General features: G+C 37.4%; 21 protein-coding genes. 4 read left to right on the top strand and 17 right to left on the bottom strand.

Going from position 1 to position 18,579, the window contains the following annotated elements:
• Positions 1 to 11: 11 nt before the first annotated feature.
• The 14 genes from OK18_RS14715 to OK18_RS14780 form a co-directional block, all read right to left on the bottom strand.
• Positions 12 to 326, bottom strand: coding sequence for a hypothetical protein (locus tag OK18_RS14715; RefSeq protein ID WP_050022656.1), 315 nt, complete (start codon positions 324 to 326; stop codon positions 12 to 14).
• Positions 327 to 396: 70 nt separating this feature from the next.
• Positions 397 to 1,362 carry a protein-glutamine glutaminase gene (locus tag OK18_RS14720; protein WP_156173295.1) on the bottom strand — a complete coding sequence of 322 codons (966 nt, stop codon included), beginning with the start codon at positions 1,360 to 1,362 and terminating at the stop codon, positions 397 to 399.
• Positions 1,363 to 1,696: 334 nt separating this feature from the next.
• The gene (gene lipB, locus OK18_RS14725) at positions 1,697 to 2,425 is read right to left on the bottom strand and encodes a lipoyl(octanoyl) transferase LipB (RefSeq protein WP_053328477.1); all 729 of its coding nucleotides are present in this window, start codon (positions 2,423 to 2,425) and stop codon (positions 1,697 to 1,699) included.
• A gap of 78 nt (positions 2,426 to 2,503) precedes the next feature.
• On the bottom strand, positions 2,504 to 3,238 hold the full coding sequence (gene trpA, locus OK18_RS14730) for a tryptophan synthase subunit alpha (RefSeq protein WP_053328478.1): 735 nt from the start codon (positions 3,236 to 3,238) through the stop codon (positions 2,504 to 2,506).
• A 63-nt stretch (positions 3,239 to 3,301) separates the two neighbouring features.
• On the bottom strand, positions 3,302 to 4,486 hold the full coding sequence (trpB, locus tag OK18_RS14735; RefSeq protein WP_053328479.1) for a tryptophan synthase subunit beta: 1,185 nt from the start codon (positions 4,484 to 4,486) through the stop codon (positions 3,302 to 3,304).
• A 4-nt stretch (positions 4,487 to 4,490) separates the two neighbouring features.
• Positions 4,491 to 5,036, bottom strand: coding sequence for a GNAT family N-acetyltransferase (locus tag OK18_RS14740; RefSeq protein ID WP_053328480.1), 546 nt, complete (start codon positions 5,034 to 5,036; stop codon positions 4,491 to 4,493).
• A 324-nt stretch (positions 5,037 to 5,360) separates the two neighbouring features.
• On the bottom strand, positions 5,361 to 5,813 hold the full coding sequence (tnpA, locus tag OK18_RS14745; protein ID WP_053328481.1) for an IS200/IS605 family transposase: 453 nt from the start codon (positions 5,811 to 5,813) through the stop codon (positions 5,361 to 5,363).
• Positions 5,814 to 5,847: 34 nt separating this feature from the next.
• The gene (locus OK18_RS14750) at positions 5,848 to 6,576 is read right to left on the bottom strand and encodes a phosphoribosylanthranilate isomerase (RefSeq protein WP_228377621.1); all 729 of its coding nucleotides are present in this window, start codon (positions 6,574 to 6,576) and stop codon (positions 5,848 to 5,850) included.
• Between the two features lies 1 nt (position 6,577).
• The gene (trpC, locus tag OK18_RS14755; protein WP_053328482.1) at positions 6,578 to 7,366 is read right to left on the bottom strand and encodes an indole-3-glycerol phosphate synthase TrpC; all 789 of its coding nucleotides are present in this window, start codon (positions 7,364 to 7,366) and stop codon (positions 6,578 to 6,580) included.
• Positions 7,367 to 7,441: 75 nt separating this feature from the next.
• A complete protein-coding gene (gene trpD, locus OK18_RS14760) occupies positions 7,442 to 8,428 on the bottom strand; it encodes an anthranilate phosphoribosyltransferase (RefSeq protein WP_053329386.1) in 987 nt (328 codons plus the stop codon).
• A gap of 38 nt (positions 8,429 to 8,466) precedes the next feature.
• Positions 8,467 to 9,066 carry an anthranilate synthase component II gene (locus OK18_RS14765; RefSeq protein WP_053328483.1) on the bottom strand — a complete coding sequence of 200 codons (600 nt, stop codon included), beginning with the start codon at positions 9,064 to 9,066 and terminating at the stop codon, positions 8,467 to 8,469.
• Positions 9,067 to 9,136: 70 nt separating this feature from the next.
• A complete protein-coding gene (locus OK18_RS14770) occupies positions 9,137 to 10,555 on the bottom strand; it encodes an anthranilate synthase component I family protein (RefSeq protein ID WP_053328484.1) in 1,419 nt (472 codons plus the stop codon).
• Positions 10,556 to 10,814: 259 nt separating this feature from the next.
• Positions 10,815 to 11,429, bottom strand: coding sequence for a hypothetical protein (locus OK18_RS14775; RefSeq protein ID WP_228377622.1), 615 nt, complete (start codon positions 11,427 to 11,429; stop codon positions 10,815 to 10,817).
• 159 nt (positions 11,430 to 11,588) lie between these two features.
• The gene (locus tag OK18_RS14780; protein ID WP_053328486.1) at positions 11,589 to 12,044 is read right to left on the bottom strand and encodes a cupin domain-containing protein; all 456 of its coding nucleotides are present in this window, start codon (positions 12,042 to 12,044) and stop codon (positions 11,589 to 11,591) included.
• Between the two features lie 196 nt (positions 12,045 to 12,240).
• On the opposite strand from OK18_RS14780, the gene OK18_RS14785 reads away from it, so the two are divergent.
• The 4 genes from OK18_RS14785 (at position 12,241) to lysS (ending at position 15,607) form a co-directional block, all read left to right on the top strand.
• On the top strand, positions 12,241 to 12,459 hold the full coding sequence (locus tag OK18_RS14785; RefSeq protein ID WP_050022665.1) for a hypothetical protein: 219 nt from the start codon (positions 12,241 to 12,243) through the stop codon (positions 12,457 to 12,459).
• Positions 12,459 to 12,833, top strand: coding sequence for a c-type cytochrome (locus OK18_RS14790; protein ID WP_050022666.1), 375 nt, complete (start codon positions 12,459 to 12,461; stop codon positions 12,831 to 12,833). The genes OK18_RS14785 and OK18_RS14790 overlap by 1 nt, the downstream gene beginning before the upstream one ends.
• A gap of 3 nt (positions 12,834 to 12,836) precedes the next feature.
• Positions 12,837 to 13,766 (top strand): 23S rRNA (adenine(1618)-N(6))-methyltransferase RlmF, encoded by a 930-nt coding sequence (gene rlmF, locus OK18_RS14795; RefSeq protein ID WP_053328487.1) that lies wholly within the window; start codon positions 12,837 to 12,839, stop codon positions 13,764 to 13,766.
• Positions 13,767 to 13,909: 143 nt separating this feature from the next.
• Positions 13,910 to 15,607 carry a lysine--tRNA ligase gene (gene lysS, locus OK18_RS14800; protein ID WP_050022668.1) on the top strand — a complete coding sequence of 566 codons (1,698 nt, stop codon included), beginning with the start codon at positions 13,910 to 13,912 and terminating at the stop codon, positions 15,605 to 15,607.
• Between the two features lie 34 nt (positions 15,608 to 15,641).
• Here the strand turns inward: lysS and OK18_RS14805 are convergent, their stop codons facing one another.
• The 3 genes from OK18_RS14805 to OK18_RS14815 are packed head-to-tail and all read right to left on the bottom strand — an operon-like array spanning position 15,642 to position 18,508.
• Positions 15,642 to 16,157: a ClbS/DfsB family four-helix bundle protein gene (locus tag OK18_RS14805; protein WP_053328488.1), complete on the bottom strand. Its 516-nt coding sequence runs from the start codon at positions 16,155 to 16,157 to the stop codon at positions 15,642 to 15,644.
• 6 nt (positions 16,158 to 16,163) lie between these two features.
• Positions 16,164 to 17,168 carry a cytochrome d ubiquinol oxidase subunit II gene (locus OK18_RS14810; protein WP_050022669.1) on the bottom strand — a complete coding sequence of 335 codons (1,005 nt, stop codon included), beginning with the start codon at positions 17,166 to 17,168 and terminating at the stop codon, positions 16,164 to 16,166.
• The gene (locus tag OK18_RS14815; protein ID WP_053328489.1) at positions 17,165 to 18,508 is read right to left on the bottom strand and encodes a cytochrome ubiquinol oxidase subunit I; all 1,344 of its coding nucleotides are present in this window, start codon (positions 18,506 to 18,508) and stop codon (positions 17,165 to 17,167) included. The genes OK18_RS14810 and OK18_RS14815 overlap by 4 nt, the downstream gene beginning before the upstream one ends.
• Positions 18,509 to 18,579: the final 71 nt, after the last annotated feature.

The following is an 18,579-nucleotide window of genomic DNA, read 5'->3' on the forward strand; positions in this document are numbered from 1 at the left end:
TGATAAAAGTATTATTTCTTTATGTCGTTGATCTGCCTGATAATATTGGTATTGTTTTCAATTCCTATATCATATGCTTTTCCTCTTTTGAAGCTTTGTTTGGCCTTTTCAAAAAGGGCATCATAATCAGATGATTTTTTAGAGAGGTAAAAGACCTGGGCGCTTATTCCGATAGCAATGCGTATCACTTCATCAGGTTTGTCCGGATCTTCAATAATATTGGTAATGGTAGAATTCTTATACCAGGTTAAGTTCGTTGAGCCGGAATTGCCGGAGCAGGATGTAATCATAATTAAGGGTAATAACAGATAGGTCCAGATTTTCATAATAAATTTGATTTAATAAAAAAGCTCCTGCAATTTATGTGCAATAAATACAGGAGCTATATTAAGAGAGTTAGAATCCGCAGTGTCCTACACTCGGTGCAGGTGATGGAGAGCATCCGGAAAGAGACGAGAACGTAGTCAATACACAATTGGTATTTACATAGTTGTTATCATACAATAAAGAACCGCTAGGGCTTCTGTAGTAAACATTTCCTGCAGTATTGGCATAAGAAGAAACAGAAGTAGATCCGCAGGTGGAATTGGTACAAGCGCTTCTCCATGCCGTATCAGTAATAGGCCCGGTTGAATTTAATGAAGGATCTATGATTCTCTTTTCAACAATTCCGGAAGCATTTTTAAAGCTTACAAGGATAGCCACATGGTATACCCATGATACACAGCATGTACCGGTAGACGCTCTCAGGCTACCATATACAAATTGCTTTTCACATTCATATCCTGCATTGTTCAGAATTTGTCTCATTTTGTGAGCTCTTGCATAGCATCCGTCTACAGGATATCTGAAAGTGATGCAGGGAGAAGAAGCAGTGGAAGTCCCGCAAGACTGGCTTTTGATCTGAGCAAATAAGCTGTTTAAAGTAGCCACATCAGGAATAACAGTAGCCAATCTTCTGGCTGTATTATCACTTCTTTCTTCTTTCGTTAGAGCAGATCTGAAAAAACGGATATCTTCATCCGTACCTTTTTCTACCTTTGCAATCTCATTGGAATTGGGCTTAAGAAAAACATGAACCGGTGATTCATCCTTTACAGCCTGTCTGATCATTGAAATGTACTTCTCATTTTCCTTACTTGCTTTTATTGTATAAGGTTGAGCACTGATAATAAATGAAACTTTAAAAGTACCATTCTCTTCATCTATCCCTACCGGGACAGTTCTGCCGAAGTCTTTCATCGCAATTTCGCCGGACTCTGTTGTATTCAGTCCCTGATCCTGGTTAGCACCTGCATCCGAGCAGGCATTGAATGACAGCATTGTGGCAAATACCATCATGGATAAAAAAAAGTTTTTCATAATTCTCATAAATTTGGTGGTTAAAATTTTCTCATGCAGTGATTTTAGTTCACTGAAATGTGATATTAAAAGTAAAAAAAAATAAAATACCAGCAACTTATTTTTTGTAAAAATTTCAAAAAAAAATTAATATATCAGGTTTTAAAGTAGTTTTTAAGCATATTTTACTGTAAATTAATAATCGTATTCGATTAAGGAATGTTTTTTATAAAGCCGGAAAATGCTTTTTACCTGCTGATAATTTTTGAGATCTTTTACAGAGAATTAATGGGGTATGGATAAAATTTTCCCTATGCATCCGGAGAGGCATAGGGAGAAATATATGTTTTGAAAATTATTTGTAAATCAGTTCAGCCTGGAAAACATCTGCAAAATGTTTCCGGATTTTTGCTTTTATGTCTTCCATTTCTTCAGGTGTCAACTCCCTTTCAAGTTCTCTTTGTAAGGAAGTTACCTGTTTGTCTTTGATCCCGCATGGAATGATGTATTCAAAATATCGCATATCCGTATTCACATTCAATGCAAAACCATGAAGGGTTACCCACCGGGAAGCTTTCACTCCCATTGCACAGATTTTTCGCGCATAAGGTTTTCCTACATCGAGCCAAACTCCTGTTTCTCCCTGGGAACGTTCTCCTTTCAGGCCATAATCACCAATGGTTCTGATAATAACTTCCTCAAGGTTTCTCATATATAAATGAATATCAGTGAAAAAGTTTTCAAGGTCCAATACAGGATATCCTACAATCTGTCCGTAGCCATGATAAGTAATATCTCCACCACGATTGGTTTTCACATAAGTAGCTTCCAGTTTTTTAAGTTGATCAATCCCGGCAAGCATATTTTCTTCGTGGCCGCTTTTTCCTAGGGTGTAGACATGCGGATGTTCCACAAGAAGAAGGTGATTCTGAGTAATGCTATGCTGTTCTGCCGGCAGGTCCCGGTTTTTTATTTTGGTATCAATAATATCTTTCATCAGTTTTTCCTGATATTCCCAGGCGGGCTGATATTCTTTTATTCCTAAATCTTCAAACTCTACTGCCTTATTTTGATGTGTATTCATATGCTTATATCTGTCTTCTTTTAACGGTCAGTGAAAACAAGGTTTCAGACCATTTTTGACATACAAATTTAGTGAATTTTAAGCTTTTATGGAATGGATAAAATCTATGGCATTTTTCTTCCAGTTTGTATCCCTTAGTAAAATATTCACAAAGGCCGTTCCGATAATCCCTCCATCTGCCTGTTCTGTAACATTTTCAAAATCTTCTTTTGATTTAATCCCGAATCCGATCATAACTGGATTTTTAAGAGGCAGCCCGGCCAGTCTCGAAAGGTAATTTTCATTTTTCAGAACTGCATTATCATTTCCGGTGGTTGAAGAAGAACTTACGGCGTATAAAAAACCTGAGCTTAAAGAATCAAGATACCGGATCCTTTCATCAGATGTTTCAGGCGTTACCAGAAAGATGAAGTTAAGATCATATTTTTTCAGGATCTGTTGATAATTTTTTTCAAACTCAATAGGAGGGAGGTCCGGGAGAATTAACCCGGAAATGCCACTTTCAGAACATTCTTTACAAAATCTTTCAAAGCCAAAACTTAAAACAGGATTAATGTACCCCATAAGAATAACCGGAATTCTGATCTCATTTTTAATGGTTTTTAATTGTGCAAAAAGTTTTTCTATGGTCATGCCGTTTTGCAAGGCCAGTTCATGAGCCTGTTGAATGACAGGGCCATCTGCCACAGGATCAGAATAAGGCATACCGATTTCAATCATATCTGCTCCGGAGTCTTGGATAAGCTGTATAATTTCGGTGGTGTTTTCCAGTTGGGGAATACCTGCTGTAAAATATATGTTTAGTTTTTTCATTGTTAATATAAAAGTTAAAGGTTAGAAGTTAGAAGCAAATAGTAGAGTTGGTAATTTTTACTATCAACTTCTAATTTCTTTTAAATAGGTTTCCATATCTTTATCTCCACGGCCACTCAGACAAATAACTACAACATCATTGGGGTTAAACTTCTTTTTGTCTAAAATGGCAAGAGCATGAGAGCTTTCCAAAGCAGGAATAATACCTTCCAGCCTGGTAAGTTCAAACGCTGATTGTAAAGCTTCATCATCATTGATACTAAAAAATTCTGCCCTTTTTTCTTTAAAAAGATTTGCATGGAATGGTCCGATTCCCGGATAATCAAGACCGGCAGAAATAGAGTGGGGCTCAATGACCTGGCCGTCTGCCGTTTGCATCACAAGACTTTTACTTCCATGAAGCACACCTAAAGTTCCTAAAAACGTTGTTGCAGCAGATTTCCCTGAATCTACCCCCAGACCTCCGGCTTCAGCAGCTATAATCTTAACCTCCTTCTCATCCACAAAATGGTAAAATGTTCCTGCAGCATTACTTCCGCCACCTACACAGGCAATTACATAATCCGGATTTTCCCTTCCCATTTTTTCATAAAGCTGCTCTTTTATTTCCTTTGAAATAATACTCTGAAATCTTGCTACAAGATCGGGAAACGGATGAGGTCCTACCACACTTCCGATGACATAATGGGTAGTAACAGGATTGTTGATCCAGTCCCTTAATGCTTCATTGACGGCATCTTTTAGTGTTTTCGATCCTGAAGTCGCGGCTACCACTTCAGCTCCCAGCATTTTCATTCTCGCTACATTCGGAGCTTGTCTCCGGATATCAATTTCACCCATATAAACAATACACTCCAGGCCAAGAAGAGCACAGGCTGTTGCAGTAGCAACACCGTGTTGCCCGGCCCCGGTTTCTGCAATAATCCTGGTTTTACCGAGGCGTTTTGCCAATAAAACCTGGCCTAATGCATTATTGATCTTGTGGGCTCCTGTATGGTTAAGGTCTTCTCTTTTCAGGTAAATAGAAGTTTGATATTTTGCAGATAAATTTTTCGCGAAATAAAGAGGAGTGGCTCTTCCCACATAATTTTTTAACAAATCCTGATACTCATGCTGGAAATCTTCAGACTCAATGATTTCAAGATAGTTTTTTTGCAGTTCATCAACATTCGGATACAGCATTTCAGGGATGAATGCACCTCCAAATTCACCATAATATCCGTTTTCATCGGGATTTCTATAATTCATTTTTTTATTCTTTACTGATTAAATAAGCGTTATTTTGTGTGCTCAGTTTACCGAGCTGTTCTTTTCTTTCTTTTGAAACATTAAAAATAAGAATGTCGTCATCCTCAGAACTGATCCATCCGGAACCTGCTTTTTCTTTAATAGCCCTAGCCTTATCATAGAGAATTTCAATATTACATTTTTGATAAAACGGTCGCAATCCGGTATGGCAAAATCCTATCGTTTCAAGCCTCCTTTGGGTTACATTTTCTTTAAAAACCTGTACGAGACCCGTACCATATCCCTTTCTTTCATGGGCTGAAACCAGTCCGACTGCTTCTGCAAAAGAATAGGTTTTCCCGGAAATTTCCAGTGCAAAATCAAAGTTAAGCCGAATGGCTGCCGTAATCTCTTTATGGGAATCAAGCAGAAAATGAAATTCGGAATCTTTAAAGAAACTTTGGAAATAAGCTGATTTCATCCCGTTCCAGGCAGAGATATTCCAAAGTTGCAGAATATGTTCTATTTCCTTTTCTGTTAACTCGTTTATTGTCTTAATTTGATATTTCATGATTCTGATTGTAATTTACGAAGAGTCCCGAAGGGACGATCTAACTAATGTAAGTGAAGCCATATCTTTTTCATAAGCCCAAACCTACCGAAATAAAGAGTCCCAAAAGGACGATTTAACTAATGTAAGTGTAACCATATCTTTTTCATAAGCCCAAACCTGCCGGGAAGAAGAGTCCCGAAGGGACGATTTAACTAATGTAAGTGAAGCCATATCTTTTTCATAAGCCCTAAACCTGCCGGAATGAAGAGTCCCAAAGGGACGATTTAACTAATAGCAAAGGATGAAAATCCTTTCGCTTTTTAATTTAATTTAAATTATCATTCAATCCCAAAGATATTTTTCATCATATTCCATATTATGTTTTTCTAATATTTCAATCATTTCATTCTTAAAATTTTGTGTCTGATGATGCTGCCGTTGATTTTTTATATAATTCTTTACCGTGTAAATATCTTTTTCACCAACAGAAAATGCCCCATAGCCATTCTGCCAAAAGAAATTTTCATACTTTTCACCTTTTGTTTTGATCCACTTTGAAGAATGTGCCTTTATTTCCTGGATCAATTTCATTAATGCAATCTTTTGAGAAAGACGACATAAAATATGGATATGGTTATCCGTTCCCCCTATTTGTAATGCTGTACTTTCAAAATCTTTACAAAGGACTGCAATATATGAATACAATTCTTTTTCTATTTTTTCATCAATAAAATCATTTCTATATTTTGTGCTGAATACAATGTGAATGTAATTCTTAACTAATGATTGTGGCATTTTGTGTTTTTGGATGGTATTTTAAAGTAGTATATCAAGTTTCGGTTAAATCGTCCTTCCGGATGAGCGAAATGAATTTCTTTATTCTGTCGGTATCTTTATCTCCAGGGCTAATTTCAAATTTTGAGTTGATATCCAATACAGCTGGTTTTTGCATTAATGCATCCATTTGCCCAATATTGTCTTCGGAAATGCCTCCGCTTAAAAAATAAGGATGAGGGATTTCAAATTCATTCAGAAAGGTCCAGTCAAACTGTTTTCCGGTACCTCCGAAAGCTTTACTATCTGTATCAAAGAGATAAAAGCTGATGAGGTCTGGATGATTGCTGTTATGATTGAAAAACTGTTCTATATTAGCTTTATTTTCAGAATAATTATTTCCAATTCTTATGACTTTGATGATTTGAGTTTCCGGTTTTAATTTTTCTCTGAGCTCAAGAATGAAATCAGTATTTTCATTCCCGTGAAGCTGGATGAAATTAAGTTGGGCTTTTCCTGCAATCTCTGCTATTGTATCAGCCTCTTCATTAACAAAAACTCCGGTTTTTCCCTGATGGTCTATTTTTGAAATATCTTCTAAAGTTAAATGATTTAGAACATACCTCGGAGACTTTTTATAGAAGATGAACCCAAGAAAGTTTACCTTCATTGCCATAAGCTCCTGAATCTGGCTTAGCTTTGTTAAACCACATACTTTGAGTTCAGGAACATGTTTATTGGGAATAACAGGCTGCATATTGATATTGTAATCATTAATAATCATTTCAATTAACAGATTTTCGGATTTGTGAACTAAACTCTTCAAATGCCTGGGCAGGATCGGTATTCCTCATAAAATACTCTCCCATAAGGAATCCGTCGAAGCCTTTTTCTTTTAAATAAATAAAATCTTCAGTGTGATAGATACCACTTTCAGCTACAGATATAACATCTTTTGGAAGAAGGTTTTTAAGCTGGACAGAATGCTGTAAATCTACTTTAAAATCTTTTAAATTCCTGTTATTGATTCCTACAAGATCTATCTTCGGATTAAAATGCTCAAGCTCTTCTTCAGTATGAATCTCTAGTAAAACTTCCATTCCCAATTCATGGGCAAGTTCTGTAAATTCCTGTACCTGATTGGGTGAAAGACAAGACGCAATCAATAAAACAACATCTGCCCCGATGCTTTTGGCTTCATAAAACTGATAAGCGTCGATCATAAAATCTTTTCTCAGGATCGGAATACGGATATGATTTCTTACATTAAGAATATCATCGGATTTCCCCCCGAAAAAATCCTTGTCTGTAAGAATGGAAATCCCGCTGGCCCCAAATTTTTCATAAGCCGAAGTTACCTCCAGAAGCTGTGCATCATTGTTGATAATTCCCTTTGATGGAGACTGTCTTTTGAACTCAGCAATAATTCCACTTTTATTTTTAACAGATTCTTTCAGGGAAAAGCAGTTTCTTTCGAAAAAAGCTGAATTTCTTAATTGTTCAAGACTAATATCAGACTTTGCAGCTGCAATTTCTTCTTTTTTTCTTTTAATAATTTTATCAAGGATATTCATATTACGGGTATAGAAGTTAGAAATGAAAAAGGTGTGATGTAGAGATAGATTCACTTTCAACTTTTAATTTTTATTTTAGCTCACCAAAAGTTCAAAGCTTTTCAGGGCCTTTCCGCCTTCCAGGCTTTCCTGGGACATAAGAAGACAGTCTTCATAACTTCCAAACCTGCCGGTATGGTAAAGAGCTACAGAAGCATTGGCCAGAACAACGGAATTTTGCTGAACAGTGCCTTTTCCTTCCAGGATATCTGTGAAAATCTTTGCCGTTTCCCGGATGGAGTTTCCTGCTTTGATATCTTCAAGAGTCACAGGGTTGAATCCGAGGTCATTGGCAGAATAGATCTCTTCGCCTTTTTTAGTGATAATCTTACTGTCGTGGGTAAGGCTGATTTCATCATAACCATCCAGACCATGCACCAATATGAAATCCTTATCATCCTTTTGAAGCAGGTATTGATATATTCTTGCAATTTCCAGATTATAGACCCCAATCATAGAATACTGCGGCTTTGCAGGATTTACCAAAGGACCTAAAAGATTGAAAAACGTCCTTAATCCTAAAGACTTTCTCAATAATCCAACGGATTGTAGTGCAGGGTGGAAGTAAGGTGCATGTAAAAAACAGATATTGGCTCTTTCCAGATCGTCATTCAACTGATCTGAATTATTTTTGAACTCATAGCCCAGCTCTTCCAGCACATTGGATGAGCCTGTGGTAGTTGAAGCCCCGTAATTTCCATGTTTTGTAACCTTCTGCCCGGCTCCGGCCACCACAAAGCTGGCCAATGTTGATATATTGATTGTGTTTTTTCCGTCACCTCCGGTTCCCACAATATCGATAGCATCTCCGGCATCGATGTTTACAGGAACGGCCATCTGGAGTAAAGCCTCTCTGAAGCCTTCCAGTTCTTTCAGTGTAATATTTCGCATCAGAAAAACACTGATAAAGGCTGTTACTTCCGCAGCATTGAATTTATTCTGGGCAATTTCAATCATCATGGCTTTTGCCTCGGATTTTGATAAAGTATTATGATTGAACAGGTATTGCAGTATGTCTTTCATTTGAGGAGTTTTTATATGGGAAGGAATGTCTATTGTATTCACGATAAAAGAAAATTTTTAATAATGGTTTCCCCTTCAGGAGTTAAAATACTCTCAGGATGGAATTGTACTGCATGTACATCATAGGTTTTATGCTGCAATGCCATGATCATTCCATCGTTATCTATTGCCGTAATTTCCAGTTCTTCCGGAAAGCCTTCGGGGTTGACAGCCCAGCTATGATATCTCCCAACTTCAAGTCCGGAATCAATATCTTTGAACAGTTTCGTATTTTCTTTGATCAGTTGAGTGGTAGTGGCTACTCCATGGAAAATTTCGGAAAGATTGATCAGGCTTCCCCCAAAAGCTTCAGCGATAGCCTGTTGTCCCAGGCATACTCCAAAAATACTTTTTGTAGAAGCGTATTCCCTGATAAGATCCAGTAAAATACCGGCTTCTTCAGGAATTCCGGGACCGGGGGAAAGGATAATCTTATCGTATTTTCCAATTTCCTCCAGGGTAATCTGGTCATTTCTTACCACATCCACTCTCTGATTCAGGATTCTTTCGATGATCTGGACAAGGTTGTAGGTAAAGCTGTCATAGTTATCAAAAACCAGGACTTTAGGCTGTGATTGGTTATTTATTGTGGTATTCATTTTTGTTAATGGTTGATTTATTACTGGTTTTGGGTACAGGTTGTTTGGTGCATCATTTTCAGCTTCATTTTTACACTATTTTCTCTGCTTTTTCTACTGCTTTTTTTAAGGCGTTTAATTTGTTGTTGACCTCCTGCAATTCATTTTCAGGAACCGATTTGGCTACAAGCCCTGCTCCGGCCTGATAAAAGAGTGTATTGTTTTTGCTTAAAAAGGTCCTGATCATAATGGCCTGATTACAGCTGCCGTTCAATCCAACCATTCCTATACAACCTCCATAATATCCCCGGGAGTCTTTTTCATACTGATTGATCAGCTGAAGTGCTTTATGTTTTGGAGCTCCGCTCAAAGTCCCCTGAGGGAAGGTGGCAGACACCATCTCCAGAGGATTTAAATCACCTGGAATATCGGCTGTTACTTCGCTTACCATATGGATGACATGTGAAAATAGCTGAATTTCTTTCAGTTTGGTAACAGTTACATTCTTTCCTAATTTTCCAAGATCATTTCTGGCCAGATCAACCAACATGGTATGCTCAGCATTTTCTTTCGGGTCATTTTTTAAAAGTTCAACAGCCTGAAGATCTGTTTCGAAGTTTCCTGTTCTTCTGGCAGTTCCGGCAATCGGATGTATGGTGGCTTTATTGTTTTTTATAATCAGCTGGCTTTCCGGACTTGAACCAAATAGCTTGTAATTTCCATAATCAAAATAGAAAAGGTAGGGTGAGGGATTGATATTCCTTAAAGCACGGTATACATTAAATTCGTCTCCTTTAAACTTTTGTTCGAACCTTCTGCTGAGAACCAATTGAAAAACATCTCCTCTCATGCAGTGCTTTTGGGCCGTTTTCACCAGATCAAGGTAATCTTCATCAGTGATATTGGAGGTTTCCCGGCCATTTTTTTCAAACGGATAAAGAGGAGTATTCTGATTTTTAATAAGGTTCTCCAGGAGGTGTACTTCCGATTTAATCCCATCAATTAAATTTTCAATAAGGTACATTTCGTCATTGAAATGATTAATAGCAATCACATATTGATATAACCGGTATCTGAGAATGGGGATTTCAACCTCCGGGCTTTGTGCTTTTAAATTAATATTTTCAAAAAATTGTACGGCCTCAAAACTGGTATATCCAAAAAGGCTTTGTGCCGTTTCTTCAATAGGATCACTGGCTTTTTCGCACTTAAATGCAGTACGGAAATTTTCAAAAATGTCCGTAATGTTTTGCTCCATAATGAATTGCTTTACCGGAGCAGAGTTAGGAAACTTGATTTCATATTCATTGAGATTCTTCACTTCAATTCCTGCAATTGCATTGATGGCTATAAAAGAAAAATTATGATCAATACTCTTTGAATCTGAACTTTCCAGAAGTACCGTATCCCGGAACTTGTCTCTGATCTTGAGATAAATATTCATGGGAGTATGAAGGTCTCCCAAGGTTTTTTTCGAAACGGTTTTTATGTTGATGGTATCACTAAGCATCTGTAGGTTTATTTTTTTTGTAAGGTTTAAGGAATAAAAAAAGGCTTCAACGGTATCCGTCAAAGCCTAGTATATTGTATTATTTTAATTATTTCTGCTGTACAGTTAACAACATGACAATACTTTCAGACCCGACGAAGAGTTTGAAAGCCACCACCAAATATTGTTGCTCATTTTAAACATGGGACAAATGTAGAAAATTTTTCAATACAAAAAACAAAAAAAATGAAAAAATAACAAAAACTGATTATCAAATTGCTCATTTCAGTTTTTTAAGCTGCTGTTTAAGCTCTTTAAGTTGTGCCTGGTAATTCTCATCATCATAATATTTCAGGTATTGTTCCAGAGCCTCAATATACTCCTGGACAAACTCTTTGTTAGTTCTGTCTGCTTCGTATTTGATCTTTGCGGTGTTTACCGGAGCAAGCATTGAATATTGAAGAGCCCGCTTTCCCTCTTCAGACTCATTGTAAAGAATGACAATGTTTTTTTCGTATCCCGGAATAAATTTTACAGGAAAAGATTCTCCCACACCCGGAATTCTGATGGCATTTTCAATAGGATATATGGCAGCAGTAGTGGTAGAAAAGAATGTAGGGCTGTATTTGCCATTCAGTTCTTTCACAATAGCTTCGTAATCATGAATGTACATATCATTTAAAGTAGAATTGGTTTCTACGTCAGAAGTAATGATAGCTGTACTTTTTACTCCGTATTTATTTAAAAACCAGGCATTCAGAAACTGGCCGCCAAATCCGTTTAAGATGGCTAAAGGAATAATGGGAGCCAGCAACCATGCTTTTTTGGTCAGGTAAGAAAGCAGTCCAAAAAAGGCAAAGAGGATTACCACTGTATAAAAACCGTGGTGATTCATAAAAAACAGAATTTTTGAAATAAAAACCATAACTTTAATTAATATATCGGGATAGAACTGTTTTGAATACCAAAATACAAAGGCTATGACAGCTTTAATGTGCCCGTTTTATATACGAAAGATAGGACAATTTCAGAAATTCTGTTTTAAACAATAATTTTATTGTACGGGTTCTGAAACAGGAAGGTCAGTTGTTCCGCTGTAGAACACTATTAAAGTAGCTCCTTTATCTCCTGTTTTTCCCCTGTGAGCAGTATTCACCACCTCTGGGAGTGCTTGCCCCTGCCTTACCCAATGTGTTCTGCCGTCATCTTTTCTTTCAATCTGGATTTCTCCCTTCTCTATATACGCAGCATTGATCATCGGATGTTTATGCCAATCCAGCGTTTTATGGGGAGGAACGGAAATTTTCAGCACTGATATTTCAGGCTGCCCACCCGGATAGCTGTCATATAATGTCCCATCCCAGGATTTTGTAGCTTTTAATAAGGTTATCGATTCAATTTTATCAGAATACTCTGATTTTTCATCATCTGATGAAGAATTATCACAAGAAAAGGGAACAGAGGAGGCTAAAACAAGTAAAGCTACTCCTGATAAATTTTTTTTGGTCATAAGTTTATATTTTAGAATAATATTTTTTATTTCATGAATGTGCTATACAAAAATAATCATTTGATCTAAAATTCTCTTTAATTTGAATTATTTTGTTGCTATTATTTTTGCCTGGGTATAAAAATCTTTTAAAGAAAACATTTGTCATAAGTTTAAAAGTTTATTTTTTATATTTTTGCTTCCAAATTAGAAAACAATGAAAAAAGTATTAGCAATCGCATTTATCGGAGGTCTAGTAATCGCTAGCTGCTCTAAAAAAGTAGATCATTCACTACAAGACAGCAATACCATGCTTGAAGAACCAGAAGCAACTACGGTGGTAGACTCTGCTGCTAAACCTGCTGCTCCTGCTGCTGCAACTCCGGCTACACCTGCTCCTGAAGCTGCTAAAACAGACTCTACAGCAAAAAAATAATGAAAGAAATGCTTTTGGCAGGAATAATGGGTCTTCTGATCCTTTCCTGTTCTAAAAAAGAAAATGTAGCAGAAGTGGCACCTTCTTCTGAAACTGCCGCTGTTTCGGAACCTGCCCAGTCTAATCTTTCAGGTGATCAGATCATTGAAACATTAGATTGCTCAGGCTGCCATTCTGTTAGTGAGAGAATGATAGGACCTTCTTATCAGGAAATAGCAGGTAAATACACTGAAAAAGATGTAGAATTACTTGCTTCCAAAATCATAGAAGGTGGAAGTGGAGTGTGGGGAGGAGTTCCTATGGCCGCTCATCCACAGGTGTCTAAAGAAGATGCCAAAAAAATGGTAGAATATATTTTAAGTCAGAAGAAATAAAATATGTCTGCTGAAAAATCAAGTCTGCACACAAGAAATCTGCACCGTGATTCCTATAATTTTGATCAGCTTATTTCTTGTGTGCCAGAACTTAAACATTATGTTTTTGTCAACGCTTATCAGACAACAACTATTAATTTCAGCATTCCTCAAGCTGTAAAATTGCTGAATAAGGCTTTATTAAAGCATTTCTACAATATCAGAAGTTGGGATATTCCCGAAACGTATCTTTGTCCTCCTATTCCCGGAAGGGCAGATTATGTACATTATATTGCCGATTTGCTGGGCGAACAGCAAAAAGAAATTCCAACAGACATCTCCGTTCGGGGTCTGGATATTGGAACCGGAGCGAATCTTGTGTATCCTTTAATTGCCACCAGATCTTATGGTTGGAAAATGACAGGTACGGATGTCAATGAAGATTCCCTGAAAAATGCTCAACATATTTTAGATCAAAACCCGGATCTTCTTCCGGTGATTCAGTTACAACAACAGCCGGATTCAAAACATATTTTTAAGAATATCCTGAAACCTGGTGACCGGTTCACATTTTCGATGTGTAATCCTCCTTTCCATGATTCAGAAGAATCTATGATAAAAGGAAATATCAGGAAAACGAAAAATCTCAATAAAGCAAAGCACCAAAAACCATTGCTTAATTTTGGCGGACAGCAGTCAGAATTATGGTATGAGGGAGGCGAACTGGCCTTTATCACTAAAATGATTCATGAAAGTGCTTTATATTCTTCACAGGTTCTTTGGTTTACTTGTCTGGTTTCCAAAAAAGAGAATCTCCATAAGCTGACCAGTCTTTTAAAGAAGCTAAAAGCTGTACAGGTAAAAACCATTGATATGGCCCAGGGACAGAAAATAAGCAGAGTACTGGCCTGGACGTTTATTCCTCAACAGGATAGAAGGACATGGTTTATCTAGTGTAAAGTTCAGGATTAATAGGATTATAGCTCAATCCGGCATCTCAGTTCCCACTCTTAGTTCACTTTTTAAAATTTCTGAAAAAACTCGTTGACGGTCAACTCAAAAATGCCTAAATTTGTACGCTTTTAGAAAAATAAGAAATGCAATTATCAGAACAAGAAATCATTAGAAGAGAAAAGCTGAATAAGCTTACTGAAATGGGGATTAATGCGTTCCCTGCGGATGAGTATACAATCACAGATACTACAGAATCTATAAAACAGGATTTTTCTGAAAGTAAACAGGTGAAGATCGCCGGTAGATTGATGTCGCGCAGAATTCAAGGGAAAGCTTCTTTTGCAGAATTGCAGGATTCTAAAGGAAAAATCCAGGTATATTTCAATAGAGATGAGATCTGTCCGGGTGAAAATAAAGAATTATATAATGAAGTATACAAGCATCTTTTAGATATTGGGGATATTATCGGGATTGAAGGAGAATTGTTTACCACTCAGGTAGGAGAGAAGACTGTTTTAGTAAAGAATTTTACCCTTCTTACCAAAGCTTTGCGTCCATTGCCGCAGGCAAAAACAGATGAGAACGGTGTTGTACATGACGGATTTACAGATCCTGAGCTGAGATACAGACAGCGTTATGTAGACTTAACGGTAAATCCTCAGGTAAAAGAAATTTTTGTGAAGAGAACAAAATTGTTCAATGCCATGAGAACTTTCTTCAACGATGCAGGGTATTTTGAGGTAGAAACCCCGATTTTACAGTCAATTCCGGGTGGAGCTGCGGCAAAACCGTTTATTACCCATCACAATGCCCTGGATATTCCATTGTATTTAAGGATTGCCAATGAATTATATCTGAAAAGATTGATCGTAGGTGGTTTTGACGGGGTATACGAATTCTCCAAAAACTTCAGAAATGAAGGGATGGACAGAACTCACAACCCGGAATTTACAGCGATGGAAATCTATGTGGCTTACAAAGATTACAACTGGATGATGGATTTCACTGAAAAATTATTGGAATTCTGTGCTATTCAGGTAAACGGAACTACAAAGGCTACTTTTGGAGAACATGAGGTGGATTTTAAAGCACCTTATCCAAGAGTTTCGATGACAGAAGCAATCCTGAAATTTACAGGGTTCGATATCACCGGAAAAACAGAGCAGGAATTATACGATTTTGCGAAATCTATTGGAATTGAGGTGAATGAGACGATGGGGAAAGGAAAATTAATCGATGAAATTTTCGGTGAAAAATGTGAAGGAAACTTCATTCAGCCGACTTTCATTACAGATTATCCGATTGAAATGTCTCCATTAACTAAAAAACACAGAAGCAAAGAAGGTTTAACAGAACGTTTTGAGCTGATGGTATGCGGAAAAGAAATTGCAAACGCTTATTCAGAGCTTAATGATCCGATTGACCAGAGAGAACGTTTTGAAGCTCAGATGGCTTTATCAGAAAGAGGAGACGATGAAGCAATGTTCATTGATCAGGACTTCCTGAGAGCACTGGAATACGGTATGCCACCTACTTCAGGATTAGGAATCGGAATGGACAGACTAATTATGTTCCTTACGAACAATGCATCCATCCAGGAAGTTTTATTCTTCCCTCAGATGAGACCTGAAAAAGCAACTCCGCAAATTGAGCTAGGGGAAGATGAAAAAGTAATCCTTGAAATCCTTAACTCTCAGGAAGAGCCAATGGCTTTGGCTGAAGTAAAAGAAAGAAGTCAGTTATCCGGTAAAAAATGGGATAAGGCATCTAAAACCTTGACTAAAAATAATCTGGTGAAAGTGGAAAAGATTGATGAGAATCTTTTGATGAAACTGGTTTAAAAATAGAACAGAATACCATATAAAAGGTACAGAGCTATTCTGTACCTTTTTCTTTTTTCCATTTCCGGAGTTGGGCTCTGAAATTCTTAAACGGTGCTACCGTATTCATATGGATCCATTTCCAGACCGGCCATTTTGCAGGCGTTATAGCCCATTTTCTTTGCTCAGGTTCAAACAGGATTTTGTTGTCGAGATTTTCTATCCATTCTATAATTTCATGCATCTGTTTTTGTAACAGTTTCCTTTGTTCTGCTAAACTGTAAGAAGAATATTGATCATAAAAAGACTGGTATAGTCCCTTTAAATTATTCCATTTGTATTCAGGAGAAGGTGTTTTTACCTCAATTCCGTTCTTTTCGTTTGATTCCCATTGCAGCAATAAGGCTGTCCATCCTATCTGATAGGAAATATTTTGTGAAGGAGTTTTGTCAATTCCTGGTTTTAACAGATTTTTTTCTTCTTCTTTAATACCATTGAATTCCTGGTCGTAGAGAAGGTACCTGGTTTTAATCTCTTCAATAAGTTCTGCTTTGTCTTTATAAGTCTGCATATTACTTTATTTTCTCAACCTGCTAAATGAAGCCATCAGGTAAAATAAAAACGGAAGAATAAATAAGGAACCTAAGATTAGTGCCCATCCTAACGCAGAAATTGTTTTATCAGGGGCCATATGTTCCAGAAGAGAAAGATGTTGCCCGTTACCTAATAATATGATGTTCGGATTGTGCTGATAGGTTGCTGCTACAAGAATCATTACCATTTGAAAACCTGCAAGAGCACGTACCGGAAGCAGTTTTTGACGATTCATTGCTCTAAGGATCAGAAGCAAAGCAATTGTGGCAAAAGCAATAGCCATAATCCCTAAAGGTTTCGAAAATACCCACATTAAAAGAGGGATATCTGAAATATAAGCAGTAACAAAAACAAGAATTCCGGTAATGACCACAAAAATCATAGTTTGTTTGGATTTTCTGATCATCAGCAGCAATTCGTCCTTACCGCGGGTTTCTCTCAGTGAAAAAATAGAGGCGAGATAAGCACAAAGTGCAACGGTAAATAAACCAACAGAAACTCCGAACCAGTTCAGCCAGCTAAAAATATACAGATCCAGAAAGCCTGTAGCATCGGGATTGATAGAATGTGAAACTGTTGCAGCAGCAATCAGCCCAAGGAAAAAAGGAGTCAGAAGACTTGCATAGTAAAATATCTGGGTATATAAAATCTGCCAGTTATCCTTTACTGCATCATAATGCCTGAAGGTAAAAGCCGTGCCTCTTGCTATAATTCCTAAAAGCATAAGAACCAGAGGAATATGAAGGTAAGTAGACATGGTGGTATAAATTTCGGGAAACCCCACAAAAAGGATTACAATGGCAATAATCAGCCACATATGATTGGCCTCCCAAACAGGAGCAATAGATTCGTACATGATTTCCTGAGTCTTGTGACGTGCTTTCTTATTGGTAAAAAGTTCTACAATACCAGCTCCGAAATCAGCACCTCCCAGGATAATGTAAAGACAAATGGAAAGCCATAAAAAGCCTATAACAATGTAGATCATGATTTTTTGTTTTTATCGTTAAACTGAGGATCTGTAGGGTCATAAAGTTTGGGAACCATCTGGATTTGTCTTCTTAACAGAAATACAAGAATCAATGACAGAGATACAAAAATAGCCGTGAAGAAATAGAAGGAATATTGTATTCCCGGCATCGGGGTTACTGCATCTATGGTTCGCATTATTCCATAGATAATCCAGGGCTGTCTTCCTACTTCTGTAACAGTCCATCCCGCTTCCAAAGCAATATAACCGAAAGGGGTAGCGATTAGAAATGTTTTCAGGAACCAGTTTTTAGTAAGCCATTCTTTCCTGAAATAAAATGCATATAAATACATGATTCCGATACAGATCATCACAACACCAAAGAAAATCATAATCTGGAAAGCATAATGAGTAACAGTAACCGGTGGCCATTCATCTTTTGGAAAATCTTTAAGTCCTTTGACTTCAGCGTTGAAATCATTGCTGACCAGAAAACTCAGAACTTTCGGGATTTTTATGGCATATTTTATTTCTTCCTTTTCTTCATCAGGAATTCCCCCGATCACAAATGCAGCTCCTTTTTCTGTTTCAAAATGAGCTTCCATGGCTGCTAATTTTATAGGCTGCCTTTCAGCTACGGATTTGGCAGCAATATCACCACTTAAAGGCGCTCCAAATGCTCCGATCAAGGCAAATCCAACAGCAATCCTGAAGGCCTTGGTATGAAACTCAATATTTCTTTTCTTTAAAATTAATAAAGCATGAACTCCTGCAACAGCAAATCCTGTGGCACAAAAAGCAGCAACCGTCATATGCAGCGCCTGTGGAAACCAGGCATCATTGAACATCGCCTTAATAGGATCAATATTCAGATATTGCCCGTTGATATAATCAAAACCAGTAGGAGAATTCATCCACGCATTGGCTGCCACAACAAGAATTCCGGAAGCCAGTCCGCTTAAGCCTACCAGAAAACCACAGAACCAGTGAAACCATTTATTGAACTTTTCCCATCCGTATAAAAAGAACCCAATTGCGATGGCCTCAATAAAAAATGCTGTTCCCTCCAACGAAAACGGCATTCCGAAAATAGGGCCCGCATGTTTCATAAAACCCGGCCACAGAAGCCCGAGTTCAAAAGAAAGCATCGTTCCTGAAACAGCGCCGGTGGCAAATAAAATGGCTACTCCCTTGCTCCAGGCTTTAGTAAGCCCTTTATATACTTCATTCTTGGTTTTTAAATACTTCCAATGGGCAAAGGCCATCAGAAAAGGCATCACCATTCCCACACAGGAAAAGATAATGTGAAAGCCCAGCGACAGGGCCATCTGGGCGCGTGCTGCAATAAAATCATCCATAATATCAACTTTGAGTAACTAAATTTACGTATAAATTATTGATGTTGAGTATGATTTACAACAGTTGATAT

The sequence above is a fragment of the Chryseobacterium gallinarum genome (genome assembly GCF_001021975.1).
GTDB lineage: Bacteria > Bacteroidota > Bacteroidia > Flavobacteriales > Weeksellaceae > Chryseobacterium > Chryseobacterium gallinarum.